We start from the raw sequence: 23,074 nt of genomic DNA on the forward strand, positions 1-23,074 counted from the left end.
ATCAGGCCCTTTTAAGTTGATAAACAATAGCCTGCCAAGGCTTCAGATTTAATTTATTGTTTGCAATGCCCACTGTTCCGCTGTAGTTGTTGATGAGTTGTTTTGCAGAAAGCGTATTGATAACTTTATCCAGCTGATAGGTGACTTCGAGTTTAGAAAAATTTAACACAACCAAAACTTTTTCCTTACCCAGGCTGCGTGTATAACAGTAGATACTGGGATTTTTAAGATCGAAAACCTGGTAACTGCCATAAACCAATACCGGGAATGCTTTACGCAAGGCCACTATCTTTTTAAAATAAGCAAGCTCACTTGCCGGATTTTTTTCCTCATCAGCTACATTTACTTCTTTATAATTTTGGTTTACTTTAATCCATGGTGTTCCGGTGGTAAAACCTGCATTTAATGTTGTATCCCACTGAAATGGGGTGCGTGTATTATCCCTCGAAATGAATTTCTGTTTATCCATAAAAGCCGGCAGATCCTCGTTTTTGGCCTTTGCATTTTTGTAAGCGTTTATGGTTGCGATATCGCGATAATCTTCAATCTTGTCAAACCTGATGTTGGTCATACCCAATTCATCTCCATTAAAATAATAGGGCGTACCACGCATGGTCATAATCAGTGTGGTTAATAGTTTAGAAGATGCCGTCTTAAATGCTTTGCTGTCATTACCATATTTACTCACCATGCGGGGAACATCATGGTTACCCAGAAATATGGCGAGCCAGCCTTCGTTCGCAAACGAATGGTCCCATTTGGTAAATGTCCTTTTCAGATCCGGCAGTTTATAACCTTTGGGATCGTTCCCGATATCCATGATCTCAAAATGGTAAGCCATATTTAACTCCTGCCGGTCTGCATCAACCAGCGAATGTGCATCGGCTAAGGTACTTCCCGCACCTTCCGCAACCGTCATAACATTGTACTTACTTAAAACGGTACGGTTCATTTCCTTTAAATATTGATGGAGGTGTGGTCCCATTCCATAATATTTAATGATGTTTTTTTCGTAGCCTTCGGGATATTTTTTCCAGGTGGTATCTTTCGAAACATATTGGAATGCGTCCATCCTTAAACCATCAATCCCTTTATCAAGCCAAAACTTCATGATACCATATACTTCTCGGCGGAGTTTTTCATTTTCCCAATTTAAATCGGGCTGTTTTTGCGAAAAGTAATGGAGATAATAAGATTTGGTTAAAGGCTCGTATTTCCAGGCATCGTTATTTACATCAAAAAAGCTGTAACGGGGTGTGGGTTTTCCTTTTTCTGCCGGCCACCAGTGATAATAATTATGGTAAGGACTATTGCGCGAAGACCTGGCCCGTTTAAACCATTCATGTTCATCACTACTGTGGTTTAGCACCATATCAAGCACCAGCTTGATCTTTCTTTCATGAAGGCCACTAAGCAATTCATCAAAATCCTGCATAGTGCCAAATTCTTTCATGATACTACGGTAATCACTAATATCATAGCCATTATCATCATTTGGCGAAGCAAATATCGGGTTAAGCCATACCACATCAATCCCGAGACTTTTTAAATAATCCAGTTTTGAAATAATCCCACGTAAATCACCCACACCATCTCCGTCGCTATCTTTAAAACTCCGTGGATAAATCTGATACACTACAGCTTCCTTCCACCAGGCCGGCTTGTTCGTTTCGCTGTATACATTATTATTAGAAACAGGCTGCGTATAGCCCGCACTGAAATAGCAAAGAAGACTTAAAATGACAAATGGTTTCAGGGATCTCATATTTTTCGATAACAACATGGCAGTTCCCAAATGAACAGGCTACCTACAGGTTGTGCTTTAGTTTAATATTTGGTTAATGTAATTGCGAATTGGCAATGCTGAAAATTTAGTTCTACATGCTTCATCTGTTTAATGATATGAAGATAGGTTTATAAAAGATTTAAAACCATACAAACTAAATAATTATGACCGCAAACGTTTGCGGAAACATTTGCGAAAATGTTTGTTGTGGAAAACTTATATTTGGGTAACCAAATATTAAACCATGAAACAGAACGCAACTTTAAAAAAAATTGCAGAAAGGTTAAACGTAAGTATATCGACAGTTTCCAGGGCACTGAAAAACCATCCAGACATTTCAGAGGAAACCAAAAAGAAGATAAATGAGTTAGCCACATTGCTGGAGTACGATCCTAATCCCTATGCAGTTAACCTTCGTACACATAGCAGCAAGGAGTTTGCCGTGGTTGTACCAAGTTTATCAAACTTTTTTTACCATTCATTTATCAGTGCAATTGAAGAAGATGCACGCATTGATGGTTATACCGTAATTATCTACCGTTCGGCTAACGATCCGGTGATTGAACAGGAAATCTTAAAAAGCTGCAGACACAAAAGGGTTTCGGGAATATTTATTGCCATAACTTCCGGAACAAAAGAAATAGAACCTTTCCTTAAATTGGATTTACAGGGGATTCCGGTTGTTTTTTTTGACAAGGTACCAAAATACGAATCCTGTAACAAAATCTGCGTTGGAGATGCACATGCGGCAACCATTGCGGCGAATGAAATATTAAAAAAGGGAATTACAAATGTCCTGGCTATTTTTGGTGATAAAAATATGTCGATTACGCAGGTAAGGCTGCAAAAATTCATCGAAATTGTTTCAGGTTACGTAGAATTTAAGGCTGTACATGCCAACAATTCGGAAGAAGCAGAGCAAACTGCCCTATCAATGATCCCCGGATTTGGGAAAAAACGTTTTGCTGTTTTTTGTATGAGTGATGAGATTTTGGTGGGGGCAATGAAAGCCATCCAGCGGATGGGCCTGAAAGCGCCGGCCGACCTTGGAGTAATCAGCATCAGTGATGGAATGATCCCTTCACTTTTTTATCCTGAAATTACCTATGCCGAAACCAGTGGCTTTAAACTGGGCAAACTGGCCTTTGGCAGAATGATGAGATGTATTGCCGGAAGCTCTTTTGCACAAACCATTATTGATGAATCTATATTGATCGAAGGCGGATCTATATAATCACTTGAAATCAGCGGCTGTGTTCTTACTAAAAACAACACAGCCGCTAAAAAATTATCTTATCAATGAGCCTTTCATCTGGTAATCTTTGGGCGGTTCTGCGCCCAGAAGATGTTGAACAAAATAATCCCAGCGGCGCCGCATCATATATGGCGAGTAGGCACCATAACCATGTGCACTGTTTGGAAAAATAACCAGGTCGAAAGATTTATTGGCTTTTTCCAATGCCTCTACAACCAGAAGTGTATTGTAAGGTGGTACATTATCGTCCATCATACCATGCACCAACATTAGTTTTCCTTTTAAATTTTTAGCATAGTTCTGGTTGGCCTGTGCTTCATAATCCGAATTTTCTACCAAACCATTATAGCGCTCGCCCCAGTCGTCCTCATAGTTTCTATTATCATGATTACCTGATTCGGAAATGCCTACCTTGAAAAAATCAGGATAACGGAACATCGCAGCAGCAGTGGCAAAACCTCCGCCCGAATGTCCCCAGATGCCTACCCTGTTGGTATCGATAGGATACTTTGCGGAAAGCTGTCTGATGGCTGCAATCTGATCGGGCAAGGTATTCTCGGCCATATTGCCATAACTCATATCATGAAAACTTTTAGAGCGGTCAGGATTACTGGTCCCTTCAATCACCACCACAATAAAGCCCAGCTCGGCCAAAGCCTGGTGATCGCCACGCGAGGCAATGAAGGCCCAACTGCCTACACTACCGCCCTGCGGACCTGGATAAATATAATCGATAACCGGATATTTTTGATTGGCATCCATTTTTGTTGGCGTAAAAACCAGGCCATAAATATCAGTTTTACCATCTTTGGCTTTTACCGAAACCGCTGTGGGTGCTTTCCAGCCTGTAGCAGTTAACCTGGATACATCTGTTTTTTCTAACGTATTGATCAGTTTACCTTTGATACTTCTTAAAACGGTAACGGCAGGAACATCAGGCTGCGAGTAACTATCTACAAAATATTCGAAAGATGGCGAAAATACAACCTGGTGATTGCCAACTTCTGGGGTTAAAAGAGTTAAATTCTTCCCATCGAAACCAATTTTATACAGGTAACTAAAATAAGGATTACCTTTTTCCCTGCCATTGGCAAAGAAATAAAGTGTACGTGTCTTTTCGTCAACCTTAATTAAACGGGTAACCACAAAATCACCTTTTGTAATCTGGTTTTTCAATTTTCCGTTGGTCGAGTCATACAAATACAGATGTCCCCAGTTATCCCTTTCCGAATACCAGATGATTTCTTTTGATGCAGGAAGATAACGCCAGTTAATGGCGCCCTGACCAGATTCGTACTGTGTTTTTACGGTTTCTTCGAAAACTTCGCGAACGGCACCTGTTGTGGCATTGGCTATACGGAACTTTTCATTTTTATGATCGCGGGAAGTAGACACAAATGCCACTTCCGTACCATCACTTTTCCAATCAATATCATCAAAAGTACCGCTGCTTGAAATATCATCGCTCAAAGTTGCGCGATGCGGATCAGCAGGAATATGAAGTGAAATTACCTTTGGATTTTCTACATCGATGATCACCCTTCTGATCGTCGCGATCTGTTTATCACCTGGTAAAGGATATTTCCAGGCTTTTAATACCGGTGCGCCAACATTAGTAGTTACCAGGTACATATCTTTTGAATTTCTTTGATCCTGCTGAAAGGTAGCTATTTTTTTCGAATCAGGCGACCAGCGCAAAATTGGCGCATCGCTATGTTTCCAACCTGCATTATCGGTTGCATAACCATAATCTTTAATGCCATCAGTAGTTAACCGGGTTAATTTTCCGCTGGCTAACTCTTTAACAAAAAGGTTATAATCCTGAATTAAAATGACTTTTTTCCCATCGGGAGAAAGAACTTCATTCCGGCTGGCCCCACGGCGTGATGGTGCTGCACCGCCTTTATAATCGGTAGTTAAAGTTTTTGTATTCTTTACCGGATCTACCAGAAAAGTTTGTTCTGTATCATTGCTTTTAGTGCTGTACCAAAATTTATCGCCCTCCAGCCAGTTTGGTTGCACGTTGGCATGATCGATGTACTTTGCGGTATTGTAGCCCATAAAACTTTCCGCTCTCTCGTAATCTTTAACGGTTAAAGCTTTCTGTTGAGCATCTGCTGTAATGGCCAAAGTACAAGCCACTACGGTAAGCCAATATTTATTCATCATGTTAGTTAATCTTGCGATAAAAATAAGACTGTTTTAGCAAATGATTGGTATTAATCGTGATACAAAATTAACAGGCTTTCATCCCGGCGAAAAGCGCAAACGTTATCCTTACAACCAAACAAATTTATACCATGAAAAAATTCTTTCCTTGATTTGCTTACAAACTTCAGGGATTTGCATACATCTGTACGATTTGGCTTGCTGATCTTTGAATTATGGAAATAAAACAAATGGCATTGGGCAGCCAGGGTTTGGTGGTACCAATAATCGGACTAGGGTGTATGGGCATGACGGGTTTTGAAGAAGGACACATGTACGGCCCTGCAGATGAACAGGAAGCCATCGCAACGATTCACCGTTCGCTGGAGTTGGGTGGCAATTTTTTAGATACTGCCGATCTGTACGGACCGCTGAAAAACGAACAGCTTATCGCTAAAGCCATCAGCGGTAAACGCGACCAGTATATTTTGGCCACCAAATTTGGTTGGGAAATCGACGACAATAATAAAGTAACCTGGGCCATTAACGGTAAAAAAAATTATGTAAAGAAATCTTTGGAGCGTTCATTAAGGAACCTGAATACCGATTACATCGACCTGTATTACCTGCACCGCCTGGATAAAAATACACCGATTGAGGAAACAGTTGAAGCCATGGCCGAGCTGGTTGCAGCCGGTAAAATAGGTTATATTGGCCTGTCGGAGGTATCGTCTGAAACGGTTAGACGGGCGCACGCCGTGCATCCGGTTACCGCCGTACAAAGCGAGTATTCTTTATTTGAACGAACTGTGGAAGAACGAGGGGTATTAACCACATTAAGTGAACTGAGTATCGGCTTCGTAGCTTATTCGCCACTGGGCCGTGGTTTTTTATCCGGGCAGATCAAAAGCATTGAAGACTTGCCGGAAAACGATTTTCGCAGAGCGATTCCACGTTTCCAGGGCGAAATGTTTAATAAGAACATGGAGTTAGTTAAAGCGATTGAAGACATGGCGAAGGCAAAAAACGTCACTTCTTCACAGCTGGCTTTAGCCTGGATCATGAGCAAAGGGATTTTACCGATTCCGGGAACGAAACGCAGAAAGTATTTGGAACAAAACATAGCAGCAACTAAAATTGAGTTGACAGCGGCGGATCTTTCACAACTGGAAAGTATCGTTCCATTGGGTACAGATACCGGTGCACCCTACGATGAGTTTAGTATGGGCTTAATTGATTAATTTTGTTTATGAATGCCATTAACTCCATATCAGAATTTCATCGTTTACTGTCTTTACCGGAACCCCGCCACCCTCTGGTGAGCGTGATCAACCTGGCAGAAAGTGTTTTTTTGGAAGATGAAATCTGGAAAGGTTTTGTTAACCGCTTTTATTGCGTAGCGCTTAAACGCGAAGCTAAGGGTAAAATCAGGTATGGGCAGCAGCATTATGATTATGATAAAGGCGTATTGAGTTTTACCGCACCCAACCAGGTGCAACAACTGGACCTGCAAAATATGGAATGTGGGTCTGGTTATCTGCTGATCTTCCATCCGGACTTTCTGTTACAGCATCCTTTAGCGAACAGCATTCATCAATATGGATTTTTCGATTACGCAGTTAACGAGGCCTTACACTTGTCGGCAGAGGAAGAAGATGACCTGATCACGATTCTCCATAAAATTGATAAGGAGTGCCAGCATATTGATAAGCATACTCAAGAAATTATTCTTACGCAGATTGAGAGCCTGTTAAAATATTCCAACCGTTTTTACGAGCGGCAGTTTTTAACCCGCAAAAATAATAATCTAACTCTTTTAACCAGGTTTGAACAATTGGTAGATGACTACTTTAACAGCGAGGTAAACAGTTTACTCACGGTACACCATATTGCAACACAGATGAACCTGTCGCCGAACTACCTGAGCGACCTGCTTCGGATTCATACCGGACAGAACACACAGCAGCACATTCATGAAAAACTGATTGCAAAAGCCAAAGAAAAGCTTTCCACTACTAATCTTTCAGTTAGCGAGATCGCCTATGCCCTGGGTTTTGAGCATGCGCAATCCTTTAGCACGCTTTTCAAAAAGAAGACCAATTTATCGCCGCTGGAATTTCGGCAGGGTTTTAATTGATTTGCGGTACTAAACCGTATCAAAGAATATTCTCTTCGAAATCGGAATTCAACATCATTATTCCAGCACTAAGCCGACTCATACAGATGAATACTCCTAAGATTAATAATATGATTCTCTAAACGACTATGTAGATGCCCAACAAACAAAATCTTCATGCAATGCCTACAATTTATCTTGCGTTTTGTAAGTTGATTTAAGTGATTCAATAAATAAGTAACTCTTTATGCTCACTATCTTAGTGGAAAATATATCTTTCGCTGCATTTTTATAGCGAGTTTTTCATTGAACTCTTTTAAGTCAAATTTACTGCTTTCATATTCTGATTGAACCGTTTCTTTGGCTCTCTGTAAACTTTCTTCATCTTTCCATATCGCTATTGTCATTACTGAGAGGTTATCTGCACCATCTTTTTGTATGATAACATCATCCCTCACAAATCCATCTAGTTTTTTGATTAGATCTCTATTATAATCAAGTCTCTCTTTGAACGAAACGAAGGATATTTGGGGAACTAAAAATTCATCAATAAAATAAACTTCATTACGATTGCTAAGCTTTTTTTCAAGAAAATCTTTTGAAATAGCTCCTAATTGTAAGAAAAACTCTAATTTATCTGGTTTAGCCGTGTTACCGATTATTTTGCCATTTTTCAGTTCATATATGCTTATACCGCCTATTATGACTTTTTTATTTGTCGCCTCTATATTTTGATAATCATGTCGGTGTGTCCCTGTCCAATCATATATCGTAATTAATTTACCTGAATCCTCAAATATTTCTTTTATTTTAAATTTTATATCCGGAAATGCTTCAAAGAGTAATTTGTTGGAATTATTAAATTCCTTTACATAACTTTTATCCACAAATTCCTCTATCTGTTCTATTTTCTTTTGATTTAAAATCATCTCATACATATTTATGATCAATTCTTTATTCTTTCCCATATCATTGTTTTTAACTTGCGCATTACCTGTCTGGAAGATTGCAAAAAAGAAAAACAGGCAACCAACAGTTTTTTTTGCTTGGTATCATCATATTTTTAAGACAAGTTTAGGGATCATAAAAATCTAATTCTTGTAAAAAATCATTGATTTAGCAAAAAGTATCCGGTGATTTATAGAATTCTAATGGTGTAACTCCGGTAAATAATTTAAAAGATTTGTTGAAATGTGACTGGTCATAAAAACCATTGTTAAGCGCTACCCGGACTAAAGAATCAGTTAATGGTTTCGTGGTAATGATTTTCAGTTGAATAATAGAAGAAAATTGCTTAGGAGAAGAGCCAACAGCTTTTCTAAACCTTTTTTCAAAAGCGTCTTGGCTGAGATATAGATCGTCAGCCAATTTTTTTATTTTTATAGCGCCATTTGAAGAATATATTTTCTCTATTGCTGTTGATATTAAAATATCATTCTTATATCTTAAAAGATTTGATAGTAAAAAGTTTTCAACTGTTATAATTCTTTGGATATTGTTTTTCGCTTTAGCTAACTGTTCTACTATAATTGCTATCTTTTGTTTTTCAAAGAAATTGTCAAGGGAAACACTTTCTCCAAAAAGTTCATCAATAGGATGGTCAAAAAATGCTTTTGCGCCGGTTTCCGTAAATAAAATAATAAAGGTCGCAGATTCATTCAAATAATGAATAACTCGAGCCGACTTTCTCAAGCCTGTAATAGTTGAATCAGGTAAATTTTCCTGCTTATTCTTATACATATAACTTGTTTGCCCCCTGTAACGAAGGGCAACAGCTATGGAAGTATCAGGTAAAACGATATTTGTCATTTCTTCCTGGCTTTCAATAATTCTAAATGCCCGAATAAAAGGACGTAGGGTATCTGTAGGTATAAAATTTTCTATTGTCATCGTTGCCGAGGTTAAAACTTAAATATAACTTCCCTAAAAAAATTAACGAATAAGCACGATACAAACACTTACAATCTGATGCCTAACGGTTCCCAATGAGATATTTAAGATAAAAATATCATAAAAATCATATCATTTCTCATCTATTATTGAGCAAAAAATCCCAACAAAATGAATAATCCATAATGCTAGATGTATGCAACCTATTGATGAGTCCGGAGAAATGACCGTACTCTTTGCAGGATTTTAAGTGACTATCTGGGGTGATTGATGTACTTAGCGTTGGCTGGCCAATTAGATGAAACCGTATAGTTTTTAATTCTGATCCCTGGCAGATCAATTTTTCACAGCGTCCGAACTTTGGCTGTAACAAAATTTAGCCCCAAATGGAAATTGATGAACACGATTTTTCGCATTGGATGCGCAAGATTGTGGAACGATTTGACATTCTCTTCAAATTGAATGTACATTAAAGCAATTTTATTTTTAATTTAAAAAGCGCCACGATTAGGCCACTATTTAAAACTTCTTTCAAAATCAACTTTTTACTATCCTTTTACCTGTTGCGGAGAGAGAGGGATTCGAACCCTCGATACCGTTGCCAGTATACAAACTTTCCAGGCTTGCTCTTTCGACCACTCAGACACCTCTCCGTATTGGATTGCAAAAATATATTTTTTATTGGTAAAAAAAATGCTCCCGGTTAAAATCGGGAGCATTTTTACATATGAGATCAGAAATTAATCTATAACTGTAATTTTTAACATATTGGTTTTACCTTTCGCTTCGATTGGAATAGCTGCAGTATTGATGATGATATCACCTTGTTTAACCAATTTTTTACTTTTTAAGAATTCGTTTACCTCAATAATGGTATTATCGGTACTTTCCCAATTATCGTAATAGAAACCTCTTACCCCCCAAAGTAAACTTACCGCGTTTAACAATGCCCTGTTACTGGTAAAAATAAAGGTTAGGGCTTCCGGACGGTGACTTGAAATTTCGAAAGCAGTATAACCGCTTAAAGTCATGGATACAATACCAACTGCATTGGTTTGTTTCGCCAGGAAACAAGCAGAGTCGCAAATCGCATCACTTAAAAAAGACGGAGATTTCGGTTTTAAAAACTTATCAGGATGGAAAGGATAGTTGTTTTCTTCGATGTTCTGGATAATTTTCTGCATCGTTTCGATTACGATCAGCGGGAACTCTCCAACCGAGGTTTCACCACTTAACATTACCGCATCAGCACCGTCTAAAACAGAGTTGGCCACATCATTCACCTCCGCACGTGTTGGGCGGGGTGTGGTGATCATACTTTCTAACATTTGGGTAGCTACAATTACCGGTTTAGAAGCTGCTCTGCATTTTGCAACAATCATTTTCTGTAACAATGGAACTTCTTCCATCGGGCATTCCACACCTAAATCGCCACGGGCAACCATAATACCATCAGTTGCAGCAATAATTTCGTCAATATTGGCGATAGCCTCCGGTTTTTCGATTTTAGCAATTACACGGGCAGTTTTACCACGCTCCGCAATAATCTTTTTAAGTTCGATAATATCTTCTGCCTTACGTACGAAAGATAAACCGATCCACTCTACATCGTTTTCTAAAACAAACTCTAGGTTTTCGCGGTCTTCCGGAGTTAAAGAAGGAATAGACACTTTTGTATTTGGCAGGTTAACACCTTTTCTCGAGGTTAAAATTCCACCATGAACAACCTCGCAAACTACTTCATCCTTTAAATTGGTAGAAATCACTTTCATCTGAAGCTTTCCATCATCCAAAAGTATAATTTCGCCGGCCTGAACATCCTGAGGGAAGTTTTGGTAAGTAATATAAATACGTTCTTCGTTCCCGATACATTCATTCGTTGTAATTACGGTAGTAGTTCCGTTGATCAGGTTGATGCCACCTTCCTTTACTAAACCAATACGGATTTTAGGGCCCTGTAAATCGGCAAGAATACCTACGTTATAGTCGTATTTTTTGTTTAAATCGCGGATGGTATCCAAAACCGCTTGATGATCTGCCTGTGATCCGTGTGAAAAATTTAAACGGCAAACATCCAAACCTGCGTTAAACATACTATATAATACATCTGGTTTTGCTGATGCAGGCCCAAGCGTGGCAACTATTTTAGTTCTCGAATGAAAAGGTTTCATTTATTAATTGATTTTAGGAATGCAGTTTAAAGAAAGCATAATTATTATCTAAAATAATCAAACTGCATTAAATTTTATATATTTTGTTTTTTTGTTCCTTGTTTGTAACTGCCAAATATAGTGTATTTAATACACCATGTATATAATTTTTATATTACCAAATTTTCGCGGCTCTTTAATTTTGTCGGATCAATCTTTGCAGCCACTTGTATATCAGGCAGTTTATTCAATCCGTTAATTAAATAATCCAAATCTTCCTTATCGATAAATTCTTTTATGATAATAAAAAAATCTACTTTGCTCATCTCCGGAATGAGAAAGCCATCGCTACTTTTATTGCAGATTAAATAGTATTCTACTTCACCTTGCTCTACAAAAAAGTAATACTTAGAGAAGGACCAGGCGGGTTCATCGATATTGAAAAATATTTCGTGATCCTCGATTTTTTCAAATTGTGTATTTAGCCGGGTATTAATTTTGTGGCAAAGCACATAGTCTTTTAGGGGTGCTGTAATCGCAATCAGTGTAAAATCAAGGTCTAAGGTAAGTTTTAGGTAAGTCTTATTCAAAGCGAAATAAATTATTTACAGAACGAAATTAAAAAACTAATTCTATATTCGCTGTGTTATTGAGGTACCAAAATTACGTATCGAAATAAAAACATTTGAAAATTGTAAGAATTTATTTTTCTTTGCACAGAATTATTTAACCATTAAATTATAAAATTATGTCTGATATTGCTTCAAGAGTTAAGGCTATTATCGTAGAAAAACTAGGTGTTGACGAAAGCGAAGTTACGCCAGAGGCTTCATTCACCAACGATTTAGGTGCAGATTCTTTAGATACCGTAGAATTGATTATGGAATTTGAAAAAGAATTCAATGTAGCTATTCCTGATGATCAGGCTGAAACCATCGGTACAGTTGGCCAAGCAATTGCTTATTTGGAAAAAAACGTTAAATAGAATTACGCTTTTTCAGTATAAATGGAATTAAAAAGAGTAGTAGTAACAGGGTTGGGTGCGCTCACTCCTATAGGCAATAATGTTCCCGATTTTTGGGAAGGGTTGACTAACGGGGTGAGTGGCGCTGCTCCTATTAAAGGTTTTGACACTGAAAAATTCAAAACCAAATTCGCATGCGAGGTTAAAAATTTTAATCCTGAAGACTTTTTGGAGAAAAAAGAAGCCCGCAAGCTAGATCCGTTTGTACAATATGCTCTTGTAGCAACAGATGAGGCTGTAAAGGATGGTAATTTTGATTTTGAAAAATTAGATACCAACCGGATAGGTGTAATCTGGGGTGCGGGCATAGGTGGGTTGAAAACTTTCCTGGATGAAATTTCGAATTTTGCCAAGGGAGATGGTACGCCAAGATACAATCCATTCTTTATTCCTAAAATGATCGTAGATATTGCTCCAGGCCATATTTCGATTAAATACGGCCTGCGTGGGCCAAATTTTGCAACTGTTTCGGCTTGCGCTTCTTCAACAAACGCCATGATTGATGCCTTTAACTATATCCGCTTGGGTATGGCTGATGTAATTATCAGCGGTGGTTCTGAAGCAATCATCAATGAGGCAGGTATGGGTGGTTTTAATGCCATGCATGCCCTGTCAACACGTAATGAAGATCCGGCAACAGCATCACGCCCTTTTGATAAAGACCGGGACGGCTTCGTAGCCGGTGAAGGTGCGGGAACCATTATTTTAGAAGAACTTGAACACGCTAAGGCAAGAGGTGCAAAAATTTATGCAGAACTTGTTGGCGGTGGAATGAGTGCTGATGCCAATCACATCACAGCACCACACCCTGAAGGTTTAGGCGCCAGAATGGTAATGACCAATGCATTAAAAGATGCTGGTTTAACAACGGCTGATATAGATTATATCAATGTACATGGTACTTCTACACCACTTGGTGATATTAGTGAAACCAAAGCAATTGGTACATTATTTGGTGAAGATGCTTATCGTTTAAACATTAGTTCAACCAAATCAATGACCGGCCACCTTTTGGGTGCCGCTGGAGCTGTTGAAGCTATTGCAGCAATTCTTGCTGTTAAAAACGATATCGTTCCTCCAACAATCAATCACTTTACAGACGATCCTGCATTTGATCCTAAATTGAATTTTACTTTTAACAAAGCTCAAAAACGTACTGTTAGAGCTGCTTTAAGTAATACATTCGGTTTTGGTGGCCATAATGCTTCTGTTATTTTCAAGAAATACGAAGATTAATTAGAACAGCATTGGTATATAATTTTGTATGCTAATTAAAAATAGATAACTTAGTTAAATATGCTAATTAGCCGTTAATTGTGTTATTTATTTAATGCCGATATTAAAATTATATAAACTCTATCTTTCTCCTGATAAGGAGTTTGTTAAAAAGCTGAAAAATATTTTAGGCTTTGTTCCAGGTAATGTTACGCTTTATAGAATGGCGTTCAGACACCGTTCTGCGGCAAAAATTCTAAAAAATGGAAGTAGGAGCAGCAATGAGCGTCTGGAATTTTTGGGCGATGCAGTTCTGGGTTCGGTAATAGCAGAACTGCTCTTTAAACATTATCCCTACAAAGAAGAAGGTTTTTTAACCGAAATGCGTTCAAAAATTGTGAATCGGGCCAATTTAAATCAATTGGCTAGAAAAATTGGTTTTGATAAGCTTATCCAGTTTGATCAGCGTTCCGTTAGCATCCAAACCAAACACAATTCTATGCTGGGTGATGCTTTCGAAGCTATCGTTGGCGCCATTTACATGGATAAGGGATATAATTTTACCAAAGAGTTTTTATTGCGCAGAATTGTAAAACCACATATCGATATCCATACCCTCGAACTCACTGAAACCAATTTTAAAAGTAAATTAATTGAATGGTGCCAGCGCCATGGTAAAGATGTACTGTTCGAACTGGCTGAAAACGGTGAAGGCGAAAGCACTAAATTATTCACTATCAGTGCGGTAGTAGAAGGCGAAAAAGTGGGTACGGGCAGAGATTATAATAAGAAAAATGCAGAAAAACTCGCCGCAGAGAAAGCTTGTGAAGTATTAAGTATCTAAGGTTTACCGGTCACTGGGTAACTCCCAACTACTTAACTGACTCCAACTCCAAACTCCAAACTCCCAACTCCAAACTCGCTTATTGACTCCCGACTGGGACTAAAACTACTTTCCTTTCCCCAGCGTATCAATAAATTTCTTAGAAGATTCTTTAATATATTTGATATAATCGTAACTGTTCCAGTACTGTGCTTTATCAAATTCAGGCCGACAATTGAGCATATATCTTTCTAAAGTATCGCCTCTTAATTCGGTATTATTTTTTATCATGCTCTGATTAAAGTATACATCAATCTGCGATTGTTTAATCTCATTATCGGCATACCGGCTAAATCTCCTTGCGTTTTTAGGATCAGTACCAAAGAGGTTATAAAGTGCGTTTAAAGGACTAAATATAGCTGATAACAGAGTCGTTTTACCGCCATTGTAAACGCCTTTATTTTTAAACTCTCTCTTAATTTCATTAAGATCTTGCTGTTTAGTATTTCCCCGAATGGTTACATCAGCTAAAGTGGTACTTCCCCTAACGAGATAAATGACCAGATCCTTTTCACTGCCCACCGCTACACGCTGATCAATCAGGTCTCTCTTGGTTACCAGAAGTGTATCGCCAATTCTGGCTTTTAACTGGAACATGCCAATATCGTTACTGCCAACCCCTATTCCTGTACGCAGATTCGTAATTTCTGATAATGCAATTCTGACATTTGAACCTTTCTCAATAACCACACCTTTCACAATAAAGTCTTGTGCCTTTGCCAAAAAGCTTATTACGGTAAAAACAAAGAGTGTAAAGGCGAATTTAAAGTTTCTCATGCTATGCTAATTTGTGTGCTTTAAAGTATCGGTATATTTTTTAGCCGACTCTTTAATGTATTTAACCGCGTCATAATTGCTCCAATTAAGGGTCATGTTACGCGTTGGGTAGTAATCAAGAAGAAATTTGTCGAGGTCTTTACCGGTTAATGTCGTATTATCCGAAACTAAACTTTTATTAAAAAACTTATCTACTTCGATCAAACTTAATTCCTTTTTATAATAACGGTTAAATTTACGCGCTCTTGCTGGTGTTTTTCCAAAAAGTTCATAAAAAAATGTTAATGGACTACCACCAAGAGGATTTAATAAAATTAATGGCGGTTTACCAGCAAAAAAAGAACCATTGTGTTTTAAATCCCGCTTTATATCTTCCATCTCTTGTTTCCTGGTCTGCCCTTTAACTGTCACTTCTGCTAGCATGGTGCTTCCCCTAACCAAAAAAACAACCAGGTCATCATCTGTTTTAACAACAATTTTTTGATCGTTGAGGTTTTTTTTCTGAATGAAAAGCGTGTCGCCTATTCTGGCATTTAACTGAAACATGCCAATATCGTTACTCGTTGTACCCATTTTACTGCGCAGGTTAATCACATTAGCCAGGGCGATCCGCACATTAGAACCTTTTTCAATCACCACACCTTTCAGCACAAAATTCTGGGCATTCAGTTTTACGCCATGTGTTAAAATGACGAGTAAAAGAATAATTTTCAAATGCTTCATTATATTAAATTGGCAAGTTAATGATTAGCATAGTGTAGATCAGATTCTATTTCAATAGCAGGTAGGCTTTGTTGTATCTTTCCCCTGTTAATTTATGTCTTAACCAGAAAATCACAAGCTTTTTCGTTTGAAAATTTTTCTATCTATAATTTTGTAAAAATAAGATTTGTTCAGGATGTAAACTGTTAAATAAACGTTAATCCTATGAAAAAACTACGGTCGGTTTTATCTACTATTTCGCGAGGGTATTTTTTTTGCTCCTGCTCATCATCGCCTTTTATCATCAGCACATGAGTTTTTGTGGATGATGTTCACTCCCGTCAGATTTAAGGATAGAGGTTCTGCACCATATAGGCCACAGCCCTGCCGAAAATAGCCGTACTGTATACCTAAACCTGATCCGATACCCATCGGATAAAATGAAAAGCCCACAGCAGCGAGGACTTGTAATGAAAAGCAGGGCTGCAACTTGACCATTACTATTATTTCGCCTTTCAGCTTAAAACCCTATCTTTGCGCATGATAAAATCCATGACAGGATACGGCTTAGCAACAGCCGATTATGCAAATGCAAAGTATAGTGTCGAAATCAAATCGCTCAACAGTAAGTTCCTGGAGCTAAATTTAAAATATCCTAAAGCTTTTTCTGATAAAGAGTTGATCCTGCGCAACATCTGCAGCAAAGATATCGAACGGGGAAAGGTAAGCTTAAGCATCACGATAGAACGCACCAATGGTGAAGTTACCGGTGCTACCATTAATACCGCTTTACTAAGCCACTACTACCAGCAGCTTGTTGCTGTTAATAATGAATTGAGTGCAGACAGTAGCAATCTGCTACAAACCGCCCTAACCTTTCCTGATGTAATTACTTACAAAGAAGAAAGTGTTAGCGAAGATGAATGGAACCATCTATACCAGATCTTTACTGAAGCCCTGGCCAACTTTAACCAGTTCAGGGAAGATGAAGGTGCTGTTTTAAAGTCGGATTTGGAACTGCGCATTAAAAACATCCTTTCGTACTTTAAATCGGTGGAAGAACTTGAACCTAAAAGGATTTCGGCCATACGCGATAAATTTAACCAGTTTTTAGAAGATGCGGTGGGTAAGGTAAATATTGATCAAAACCGTTTTGAACAGGAATTGATCTACTACATCGATAAAATTGATATTACGGAAGAAAAAACACGTTTAAAAAGCCATTGCTATTATTTCTTACAAACTTTGGCAAGTAAAGAAGCAAACGGCAAAAAGATGGGTTTCATTTCGCAGGAAATAGGTAGAGAAATTAATACCATGGGCGCTAAAGCGAACGATGCTCAAATGCAGCAATTTGTGGTAGGAATGAAGGAAGAACTAGAAAAGATAAAAGAACAATTACTAAATGTGTTGTAATGTTTGAACGTTGTTAAGTTGCAATGTTTATAAGCAACCTTTCAACCTTTAACTTTCAACCCTACAATAATATTAAGGCATGCAAGGCAAATTAATCATATTTTCAGCACCATCAGGAGCAGGTAAAACCACCATAGTACACCATTTATTAAAGAAATTTCCTGAACTGAGCTTTTCTATTTCTGCAACTACCCGCGAATTAAGGGGTGACGAAACACATGAAAACGATTACTATTTTATTACGAAAGAAGAGTTTTTACACAAAGTTGCCCGCCAGGAATTTGTAGAGTTTGAAGAAGTTTATAACGGCACCTTTTATGGTACTTTACGCTCAGAAATAGAACGCATCTGGAATGAAGGCAAACATGTGATTTTCGATATTGATGTTGAAGGTGGCATCCGATTAAAAAGAAAGTACGAAAACGACGCCTTAGCTATTTTTGTTCAGCCGCCATCATTAGCGGTGCTAAAAGAGCGTTTGAGCGGCCGCGGAACCGACAGTCCTGAAAAATTACAGGAACGTTTTATCAAAGCCGAAAAAGAATTGCTATATGCGGATAAATTTGATGTGATCTTAAAAAATTACGATTTGGCCACTGCTTGCGCCGAAGCAGAGCAATTGGTGGGGGATTTTTTAAAAAAGTAGTTTCTTAAGCGGGCAGAAATCTTTATATTTGATTGATGACTGATATTCAATTATATAGCCAAATATCTTCATTGCCTTCATATCTGAAGAAGCAAGTGTCTGATTTTGTCTTATCTCTAAAGAAAAAATCGAAAGCAAGTAAAAAACTAAAAGAAAGGCAATTTGGTTATGCTAAAGATTTTTTTAAAATGTCTGCCGATTTCGACGAGCCATTAGAAGACTTTAAAGATTATATGTGATGCAGCTTCTGTTAGATACGCATACATTTATATGGTTCATAAATGGAGATTCGTCTTTGCCAAAGAAGATAATTGATGAAATCAAAAACCTAAAAAATGAATGTTTTATCAGTATGGCAAGCATTTGGGAAATTGCGATAAAATGTAAATTAAACAAGCTTTTTTTAAATGCAGACTTCGATAAAATTTTAGACTTTCTAGATCAAAATCAAATAGAAATATTACCAATATCATTCAACCATCTTATTAAACTGAATGAATTAGATTTCCATCATCGTGACCCTTTTGATCGAATTCTAATTGCTCAAGGCATCTCGGAAAATCTAACTATTTTAACAAAGGACCAAAACTTTAGCTTTTATGAGACTAAAATGTATTGGTAAACTAATCATCTGATAAATCCATCATTGCGAACCATAGCGGCGAAAAAAGAGAACAAGGTTGAAGCTATCTTATCACTGATTAGATTGCTTAGGATCACTGAATCAGCATCGCAATGAAGATTTTATAAATACTGAAAACCTATAAACATGAAAACCGGTCTTTTCTTCGGTTCTTACAACCCTATCCATACAGGGCATTTAATTATTGCCAATTATATGGCTAACCATACCGAATTGGATGAGGTATGGCTGGTGGTTTCTCCACACAACCCATTAAAGGATAAAAGCGGTCTGACTAACATGTATGATCGGTTGGAAATGGCCAGGTTAGCTACTGAAAATGCAGAGCATATCCGTGTTAGTGATATTGAATTTGCATTACCGCAGCCTTCATATACCATAGATACCCTAACCTATCTCCACGAAAAATATCCGGAAAAGGAATTTGTACTGATTATGGGTGCTGATAACCTGGTATCTTTAAAAAAATGGAAAAACTATGAGGTACTGTTAAAAAACTATCATATTTATGTCTATCCCCGTCCGGGAGCGAATGTGAATGAATGGGAAAATCACCCCTCCATTACTTTTACAAAAACCCCTTTAATGGAAATTTCGTCAACATTTATCCGCAAAGCCATTAAAGAGAAAAAAAGTGTACAGTTTTTTTTGCCCGATAAAGTAATCGACTTTATTGAAGGCAAAGGGATGTACAGATCTTAATCTGCAGCATAACTTTTTTTAAACTTACTGTATTAAATTGATTAGTTGGACGGATTTTTGTTTAATACGGCTTTGGTTTATTAATTTAGCTAACCTGATACAACAAAATAAGTGAAAAAAAATCTTTTTATACTCATTGCCCTTTGTGGAACTGCGTTTTCTGGCAGCGCACAACAAAAATCCTATTTAGAAATGTTAGCCAACCAACCCAAATGGGTCGATTCGGTTTTTAACAAACTCAACCGCAGGGAGCGTATTGCACAGATGTTCTTTGTGCGTGCCCATACCAATTTAGGTCAAAAATATACCGATTCGGTTGGCCAGGTAATTAAACGCGAACAACTGGGTGGGGTGATCTTTTTCCAGGGAGGTCCAGTAAGACAAGCTCTTGCCACCAATGCCTATCAGAAACTGAGCAGAGTACCACTGATCGTGGCAAATGATGGGGAATGGGGCCTTGGCATGCGTTTAGACAGTACCATTTCTTATCCTTACCAAATGACTTTGGGTGCTATCCAGAACAGAGAACTTTTATATAAAATGGGTTTGGAAGTGGCTAAAGATTATAAACGGATGGGAATGCAGATGAACCTCGCCCCGGATGCGGATATTAACAATAATCCAAAAAACCCGGTAATTAACTATCGTTCTTTCGGCGAAAACAAATATAATGTGACGAACAAAGTTGCATCTTATATGAAAGGCATGCAGGATGGTGGCTTATTAACAACACTGAAACACTTTCCTGGCCATGGCGACACTGATGTAGATTCACATTACGATTTGCCACAGCTTACATTTTCTGCCACACGCTTGGACACTTTAGAAATGTATCCATTTAAAGAACTGATTAAACAGGGAGCGTCTGGCGTAATGATTGCACACATGAACATTCCTTCTTTGGATAACACCCCGAATTTACCTTCTACCCTCTCTAAGCCTATTGTTACTGGTATTTTAAAACAGAAATTAGGCTTTAAAGGGTTGATTATTTCGGATGCCATGGATATGAAAGGTGTAGTGAAATACTTTAAAAATGGCGAGGCTGATCTGATGGGGATCATTGCAGGCAATGATATCATAGAACTTTCAGAAAACAGCGATAGGGCCATTAAACTGGTACGTAAAGCAGTAAGGCATAATCGTGTAAGTATGGCTGAAATTGACCAAAGCGTACGAAAAATATTAACGGCAAAGTATTGGGCCGGGCTGGCAAAACGCGATACCATTGTAACCAAAGGCATTATTGCAGGGGTTAACCGCAATGCAAGCAATGCCTTGGTACAGGAACTGGCAAATGCATCGGTAACGCTGCTCAAAGGTAAAGATTATATTAAACGGCTGATCCCGATCAGAAGAACCGCAATTATCAGTATTGGCGTACCTTCCGTAACTACTTTTCAGAAAGAGATATCAAAAGGTTATTACAACTCTGTTTATTACGTATTGGATAAAGATGCCAGTGCCGCCCAAATTTCAAATATAGCCCGTGAAATCAGTGCTTTTGATCAGGTAATTGTGGGCATTCATGATAGCAGATCAAGGCCAGCCAATAATATACCGCTGAATGCCGGTGTAAAGAATTTTATTAAAGAACTGTCGACTAAGAATGCTGTTTTTGCCTTATTTGCCAACCCATATAACCTAACGGGCTTATCCGGATTAGAAAATAGCAAAGGTCTGGTTGTCGCCTATCAAAAAGAAGATTTTATGCAGATTTCAGCTGCTGCTGTAATTAATAACCGCATAGTACCAACAGGTAAGTTACCCGTGAGTGTGGCTCCGTTTTATAAATTTGGTGATGGACTTTAATTGTTAACCCATAAAACAAAAATAGATATTTATCACAGAGGGCAGTTTTACATTGAATAGTTCCCGGGTCTTTCAGCTTTAGCCTTTGGCCTTTAAGCTTTTCCTAAAACAATTTCACCATCAAAATGATTATGTAATATAAAACCTTAAAGTTATGATAGATCCGGAAGACGACAATTACTCAAACGATCCTAACGATGCTTTACGCAGAGAGGATGATGTAGAAAATATCAGTGAAATTAGTGGTGATGATACCAGCATTGAACACGATAAAGATCTGCTGGAGCAAGCCGATGAAGCTTCAAGAGCATCTTATGAATTAAACCTTGATGACGAGGTGGATGAAGATGAGCTAGACGATTAATAAGAAAGCCGTTCCAATCTTACATTAGAACGGCTTTTCATTCTTTTAAGCTAATTACCATACACCCTAATCCTAAGACCTTAACTCTAACTTGGCTTTGACTTTATAAGTTTCAGGATCAACAGCTGCCTTTGTCCAGCCCTTTAAAAATGAGGTAATTTTCTTTACATCATGTCCTACTTTCTTTTTACCGTTAGCACCAACTTCCTCCGTTTCTAAATAAGACGAATTTTCGATGTGTAATACTTTACCTTTTCCGTCAAGAATTAAGAATACCGGAAAACCAAAACGTTGAGGATAGCCTAAACCAGCCAGAACATTTTCGTTTTTATTTTCAGGACTATAATTAACCAACACCGTCTCAAAGTTATCATCGATGTATTTTTTTAACGTCGCTGTGCTATCCACCAGATGATGAAAGGCGATACACCAGCTGCACCAGTTACCGCCAACCTGTAACAACACATGTTTATTTTCTTTAGCTGCTTTTGCAACTGCAACGGCAATATCCGATTTAGCATCTGCCTGTGGGTTATAAATATGAACGCCTTCTTTTTTTACCTGACTAAAAGCCGCAGTAGAAATCAATACAGCAGTTAATAAAATGACTAATTTTTTCATTTTTTTTAAATAATATTCAAATGTAGTAAAGTCTAGTATTATTGTAGATTATTCGCAAATTCTTTACAGAGCAGAAACATTCATTGGTCATTAACATAACTTGTTTTTATCGAAAGGTTTAAACCTGTTTGAGTTTTTCCATTGTCACATTTACATTGCCCATTTTACATTTAACTATCTTTGTATCCAAATGGATTTCTTAGATATACATACCCATAAAGTGGCTACTCAAACTGGTGTGATCAGCATTCAAAGCCTGTCGTTAACCCAGGATATCTTTTTAGCGATGCCGAAAACGAAACCCATTTCGGTTGGGTTACATCCATGGTTTGCCAAAATTGACCATCTCGACCAGCAGATGAAATATCTAAGTGTTGTAGCCAATCAAACCAATGTAAAACAGATTGGAGAATGTGGTTTAGATCGCTTAAGGGGCGAAAACCTGGAGAATCAGATTAAAATTCTGGAAAAGCAGATTGAATTGGCAGAAAAAGTCAAAAAACCTTTGATTTTACATTGTGTTAAATGTTTCGCGGAATTAATTGCGCTTAAAGACCAGTTGAAAGTTAAAGTACCCATGATCATTCACGGCTTTAATAAAAACGAAGAACTTGGCAAACAGCTATTGGATAAGGGATTTTTACTCTCCTTTGGTTTGACGGTGTTGAAGGAAAACTCTGGCGCAGCAAAACTGATTAAAAATACCAATAGTTTTTTCCTGGAAACAGACGACGCTGATATTTCAATTGAGGAAATTTACGGAGCAGCAGCCATTTTAAAAAATTGTAGTGTAGATGAACTCAAAGCTCGTATTTTTACCGACTGGATTAAACTGAACAATTAGCCAGGAAGACACAGAAAATTTTTACTTTTTAGTTAAATATAAAAAACGAACCATCGCATTATAAGACAAGGTGAAATCTG

General features: G+C 37.9%; 23 protein-coding genes and 1 tRNA gene. 14 read left to right on the forward strand and 10 right to left on the reverse strand.

Annotated features, from left to right (window positions below; translation table 11 throughout):
• Position 1: 1 nt before the first annotated feature.
• Positions 2 to 1,765, reverse strand: coding sequence for a glycoside hydrolase family 13 protein (locus ACK1I8_RS16405; RefSeq protein ID WP_412466392.1), 1,764 nt, complete (start codon positions 1,763 to 1,765; stop codon positions 2 to 4).
• A gap of 265 nt (positions 1,766 to 2,030) precedes the next feature.
• Here ACK1I8_RS16405 and ACK1I8_RS16410 point away from each other — a divergent pair, with 265 nt between their 5' ends.
• A complete protein-coding gene (locus ACK1I8_RS16410) occupies positions 2,031 to 3,020 on the forward strand; it encodes a LacI family DNA-binding transcriptional regulator (RefSeq protein ID WP_412466393.1) in 990 nt (329 codons plus the stop codon).
• Between the two features lie 54 nt (positions 3,021 to 3,074).
• Here the strand turns inward: ACK1I8_RS16410 and ACK1I8_RS16415 are convergent, their stop codons facing one another.
• Positions 3,075 to 5,210, reverse strand: coding sequence for a DPP IV N-terminal domain-containing protein (locus tag ACK1I8_RS16415; RefSeq protein ID WP_412466394.1), 2,136 nt, complete (start codon positions 5,208 to 5,210; stop codon positions 3,075 to 3,077).
• A 215-nt stretch (positions 5,211 to 5,425) separates the two neighbouring features.
• On the opposite strand from ACK1I8_RS16415, the gene ACK1I8_RS16420 reads away from it, so the two are divergent.
• Together ACK1I8_RS16420 and ACK1I8_RS16425 are read left to right on the forward strand one after the other, a co-directional pair.
• Entirely contained in the window at positions 5,426 to 6,430 is a 1,005-nt protein-coding gene (locus ACK1I8_RS16420) for an aldo/keto reductase (protein WP_412466395.1), read from the forward strand.
• Between the two features lie 8 nt (positions 6,431 to 6,438).
• A complete protein-coding gene (locus ACK1I8_RS16425; RefSeq protein WP_412466396.1) occupies positions 6,439 to 7,326 on the forward strand; it encodes a helix-turn-helix domain-containing protein in 888 nt (295 codons plus the stop codon).
• Positions 7,327 to 7,559: 233 nt separating this feature from the next.
• Here the strand turns inward: ACK1I8_RS16425 and ACK1I8_RS16430 are convergent, their stop codons facing one another.
• From ACK1I8_RS16430 to ACK1I8_RS16450, 5 genes are all read right to left on the reverse strand, one after another.
• On the reverse strand, positions 7,560 to 8,273 hold the full coding sequence (locus ACK1I8_RS16430; RefSeq protein ID WP_412466397.1) for an ester cyclase: 714 nt from the start codon (positions 8,271 to 8,273) through the stop codon (positions 7,560 to 7,562).
• Positions 8,274 to 8,421: 148 nt separating this feature from the next.
• Positions 8,422 to 9,195: a helix-turn-helix domain-containing protein gene (locus tag ACK1I8_RS16435; RefSeq protein ID WP_412466398.1), complete on the reverse strand. Its 774-nt coding sequence runs from the start codon at positions 9,193 to 9,195 to the stop codon at positions 8,422 to 8,424.
• A gap of 566 nt (positions 9,196 to 9,761) precedes the next feature.
• Positions 9,762 to 9,848, reverse strand: a tRNA-Ser gene (locus ACK1I8_RS16440).
• Between the two features lie 87 nt (positions 9,849 to 9,935).
• Entirely contained in the window at positions 9,936 to 11,366 is a 1,431-nt protein-coding gene (pyk, locus tag ACK1I8_RS16445) for a pyruvate kinase (RefSeq protein WP_412466399.1), read from the reverse strand.
• Between the two features lie 149 nt (positions 11,367 to 11,515).
• Entirely contained in the window at positions 11,516 to 11,935 is a 420-nt protein-coding gene (locus ACK1I8_RS16450; protein ID WP_090984244.1) for an IPExxxVDY family protein, read from the reverse strand.
• Between the two features lie 158 nt (positions 11,936 to 12,093).
• Here ACK1I8_RS16450 and ACK1I8_RS16455 point away from each other — a divergent pair, with 158 nt between their 5' ends.
• From ACK1I8_RS16455 to rnc, 3 genes are all read left to right on the forward strand, one after another.
• The gene (locus ACK1I8_RS16455; protein WP_008508386.1) at positions 12,094 to 12,330 is read left to right on the forward strand and encodes an acyl carrier protein; all 237 of its coding nucleotides are present in this window, start codon (positions 12,094 to 12,096) and stop codon (positions 12,328 to 12,330) included.
• A gap of 21 nt (positions 12,331 to 12,351) precedes the next feature.
• Positions 12,352 to 13,605: a beta-ketoacyl-ACP synthase II gene (gene fabF / locus ACK1I8_RS16460; protein ID WP_412466400.1), complete on the forward strand. Its 1,254-nt coding sequence runs from the start codon at positions 12,352 to 12,354 to the stop codon at positions 13,603 to 13,605.
• A gap of 94 nt (positions 13,606 to 13,699) precedes the next feature.
• On the forward strand, positions 13,700 to 14,428 hold the full coding sequence (gene rnc / locus ACK1I8_RS16465; protein ID WP_412466401.1) for a ribonuclease III: 729 nt from the start codon (positions 13,700 to 13,702) through the stop codon (positions 14,426 to 14,428).
• A gap of 105 nt (positions 14,429 to 14,533) precedes the next feature.
• On the opposite strand, the gene ACK1I8_RS16470 is transcribed toward rnc, so the two are convergent.
• Both ACK1I8_RS16470 and ACK1I8_RS16475 read right to left on the reverse strand, forming a co-directional pair.
• The gene (locus ACK1I8_RS16470) at positions 14,534 to 15,244 is read right to left on the reverse strand and encodes a hypothetical protein (RefSeq protein ID WP_412466402.1); all 711 of its coding nucleotides are present in this window, start codon (positions 15,242 to 15,244) and stop codon (positions 14,534 to 14,536) included.
• Between the two features lie 6 nt (positions 15,245 to 15,250).
• Entirely contained in the window at positions 15,251 to 15,967 is a 717-nt protein-coding gene (locus ACK1I8_RS16475) for a hypothetical protein (protein ID WP_412466403.1), read from the reverse strand.
• Positions 15,968 to 16,498: 531 nt separating this feature from the next.
• Between ACK1I8_RS16475 and ACK1I8_RS16480 the strand changes: the two genes are divergently transcribed.
• The 7 genes from ACK1I8_RS16480 to ACK1I8_RS16510 all read left to right on the forward strand — a co-directional run bounded on the left by ACK1I8_RS16480 (position 16,499) and on the right by ACK1I8_RS16510 (position 21,529).
• Positions 16,499 to 17,362, forward strand: coding sequence for a YicC/YloC family endoribonuclease (locus ACK1I8_RS16480; protein ID WP_412469383.1), 864 nt, complete (start codon positions 16,499 to 16,501; stop codon positions 17,360 to 17,362).
• A gap of 79 nt (positions 17,363 to 17,441) precedes the next feature.
• A complete protein-coding gene (gmk, locus tag ACK1I8_RS16485; RefSeq protein WP_412466404.1) occupies positions 17,442 to 18,008 on the forward strand; it encodes a guanylate kinase in 567 nt (188 codons plus the stop codon).
• A 35-nt stretch (positions 18,009 to 18,043) separates the two neighbouring features.
• Positions 18,044 to 18,247 carry a DUF2281 domain-containing protein gene (locus ACK1I8_RS16490; RefSeq protein WP_412466405.1) on the forward strand — a complete coding sequence of 68 codons (204 nt, stop codon included), beginning with the start codon at positions 18,044 to 18,046 and terminating at the stop codon, positions 18,245 to 18,247.
• Positions 18,247 to 18,630: a type II toxin-antitoxin system VapC family toxin gene (locus tag ACK1I8_RS16495; RefSeq protein WP_412466406.1), complete on the forward strand. Its 384-nt coding sequence runs from the start codon at positions 18,247 to 18,249 to the stop codon at positions 18,628 to 18,630. Before ACK1I8_RS16490 ends, ACK1I8_RS16495 begins: the two co-directional genes overlap by 1 nt.
• A gap of 147 nt (positions 18,631 to 18,777) precedes the next feature.
• Entirely contained in the window at positions 18,778 to 19,353 is a 576-nt protein-coding gene (nadD, locus tag ACK1I8_RS16500) for a nicotinate (nicotinamide) nucleotide adenylyltransferase (RefSeq protein WP_412466407.1), read from the forward strand.
• Positions 19,354 to 19,545: 192 nt separating this feature from the next.
• On the forward strand, positions 19,546 to 21,165 hold the full coding sequence (locus tag ACK1I8_RS16505) for a glycoside hydrolase family 3 protein (protein ID WP_412469384.1): 1,620 nt from the start codon (positions 19,546 to 19,548) through the stop codon (positions 21,163 to 21,165).
• A gap of 154 nt (positions 21,166 to 21,319) precedes the next feature.
• Positions 21,320 to 21,529, forward strand: coding sequence for a hypothetical protein (locus tag ACK1I8_RS16510; protein ID WP_412466408.1), 210 nt, complete (start codon positions 21,320 to 21,322; stop codon positions 21,527 to 21,529).
• 72 nt (positions 21,530 to 21,601) lie between these two features.
• Here the strand turns inward: ACK1I8_RS16510 and ACK1I8_RS16515 are convergent, their stop codons facing one another.
• Positions 21,602 to 22,150 carry a thioredoxin family protein gene (locus tag ACK1I8_RS16515; protein ID WP_412466409.1) on the reverse strand — a complete coding sequence of 183 codons (549 nt, stop codon included), beginning with the start codon at positions 22,148 to 22,150 and terminating at the stop codon, positions 21,602 to 21,604.
• 100 nt (positions 22,151 to 22,250) lie between these two features.
• On the opposite strand from ACK1I8_RS16515, the gene ACK1I8_RS16520 reads away from it, so the two are divergent.
• Entirely contained in the window at positions 22,251 to 22,994 is a 744-nt protein-coding gene (locus ACK1I8_RS16520; RefSeq protein WP_412466410.1) for a TatD family hydrolase, read from the forward strand.
• Positions 22,995 to 23,074 lie beyond the last annotated feature (80 nt).

The organism is Pedobacter sp. KLB.chiD, from assembly GCF_047040275.1.
Taxonomy (GTDB): Bacteria; Bacteroidota; Bacteroidia; order Sphingobacteriales; family Sphingobacteriaceae; genus Pedobacter.

Coding starts and splice junctions, on each gene's coding strand:
- ACK1I8_RS16455 (WP_008508386.1), top strand. CDS start 12,094: ATGTCTGATATTGCTTCAAGAGTTAAGGCTATTATCGTAGAAAAACTA.
- rnc (WP_412466401.1), top strand. CDS start 13,700: ATGCCGATATTAAAATTATATAAACTCTATCTTTCTCCTGATAAGGAG.
- ACK1I8_RS16480 (WP_412469383.1), top strand. CDS start 16,499: ATGACAGGATACGGCTTAGCAACAGCCGATTATGCAAATGCAAAGTAT.
- ACK1I8_RS16505 (WP_412469384.1), top strand. CDS start 19,546: ATGTTAGCCAACCAACCCAAATGGGTCGATTCGGTTTTTAACAAACTC.
- ACK1I8_RS16470 (WP_412466402.1), bottom strand. CDS start 15,244: ATGAGAAACTTTAAATTCGCCTTTACACTCTTTGTTTTTACCGTAATA.
- ACK1I8_RS16415 (WP_412466394.1), bottom strand. CDS start 5,210: ATGATGAATAAATATTGGCTTACCGTAGTGGCTTGTACTTTGGCCATT.
- ACK1I8_RS16425 (WP_412466396.1), top strand. CDS start 6,439: ATGAATGCCATTAACTCCATATCAGAATTTCATCGTTTACTGTCTTTA.
- gmk (WP_412466404.1), top strand. CDS start 17,442: ATGCAAGGCAAATTAATCATATTTTCAGCACCATCAGGAGCAGGTAAA.
- ACK1I8_RS16475 (WP_412466403.1), bottom strand. CDS start 15,967: ATGAAGCATTTGAAAATTATTCTTTTACTCGTCATTTTAACACATGGC.
- ACK1I8_RS16490 (WP_412466405.1), top strand. CDS start 18,044: ATGACTGATATTCAATTATATAGCCAAATATCTTCATTGCCTTCATAT.
- fabF (WP_412466400.1), top strand. CDS start 12,352: ATGGAATTAAAAAGAGTAGTAGTAACAGGGTTGGGTGCGCTCACTCCT.
- ACK1I8_RS16420 (WP_412466395.1), top strand. CDS start 5,426: ATGGAAATAAAACAAATGGCATTGGGCAGCCAGGGTTTGGTGGTACCA.
- nadD (WP_412466407.1), top strand. CDS start 18,778: ATGAAAACCGGTCTTTTCTTCGGTTCTTACAACCCTATCCATACAGGG.
- ACK1I8_RS16430 (WP_412466397.1), bottom strand. CDS start 8,273: ATGGGAAAGAATAAAGAATTGATCATAAATATGTATGAGATGATTTTA.
- ACK1I8_RS16435 (WP_412466398.1), bottom strand. CDS start 9,195: ATGACAATAGAAAATTTTATACCTACAGATACCCTACGTCCTTTTATT.
- ACK1I8_RS16410 (WP_412466393.1), top strand. CDS start 2,031: ATGAAACAGAACGCAACTTTAAAAAAAATTGCAGAAAGGTTAAACGTA.
- ACK1I8_RS16515 (WP_412466409.1), bottom strand. CDS start 22,150: ATGAAAAAATTAGTCATTTTATTAACTGCTGTATTGATTTCTACTGCG.
- ACK1I8_RS16405 (WP_412466392.1), bottom strand. CDS start 1,765: ATGAGATCCCTGAAACCATTTGTCATTTTAAGTCTTCTTTGCTATTTC.
- ACK1I8_RS16510 (WP_412466408.1), top strand. CDS start 21,320: ATGATAGATCCGGAAGACGACAATTACTCAAACGATCCTAACGATGCT.
- ACK1I8_RS16495 (WP_412466406.1), top strand. CDS start 18,247: ATGCAGCTTCTGTTAGATACGCATACATTTATATGGTTCATAAATGGA.
- pyk (WP_412466399.1), bottom strand. CDS start 11,366: ATGAAACCTTTTCATTCGAGAACTAAAATAGTTGCCACGCTTGGGCCT.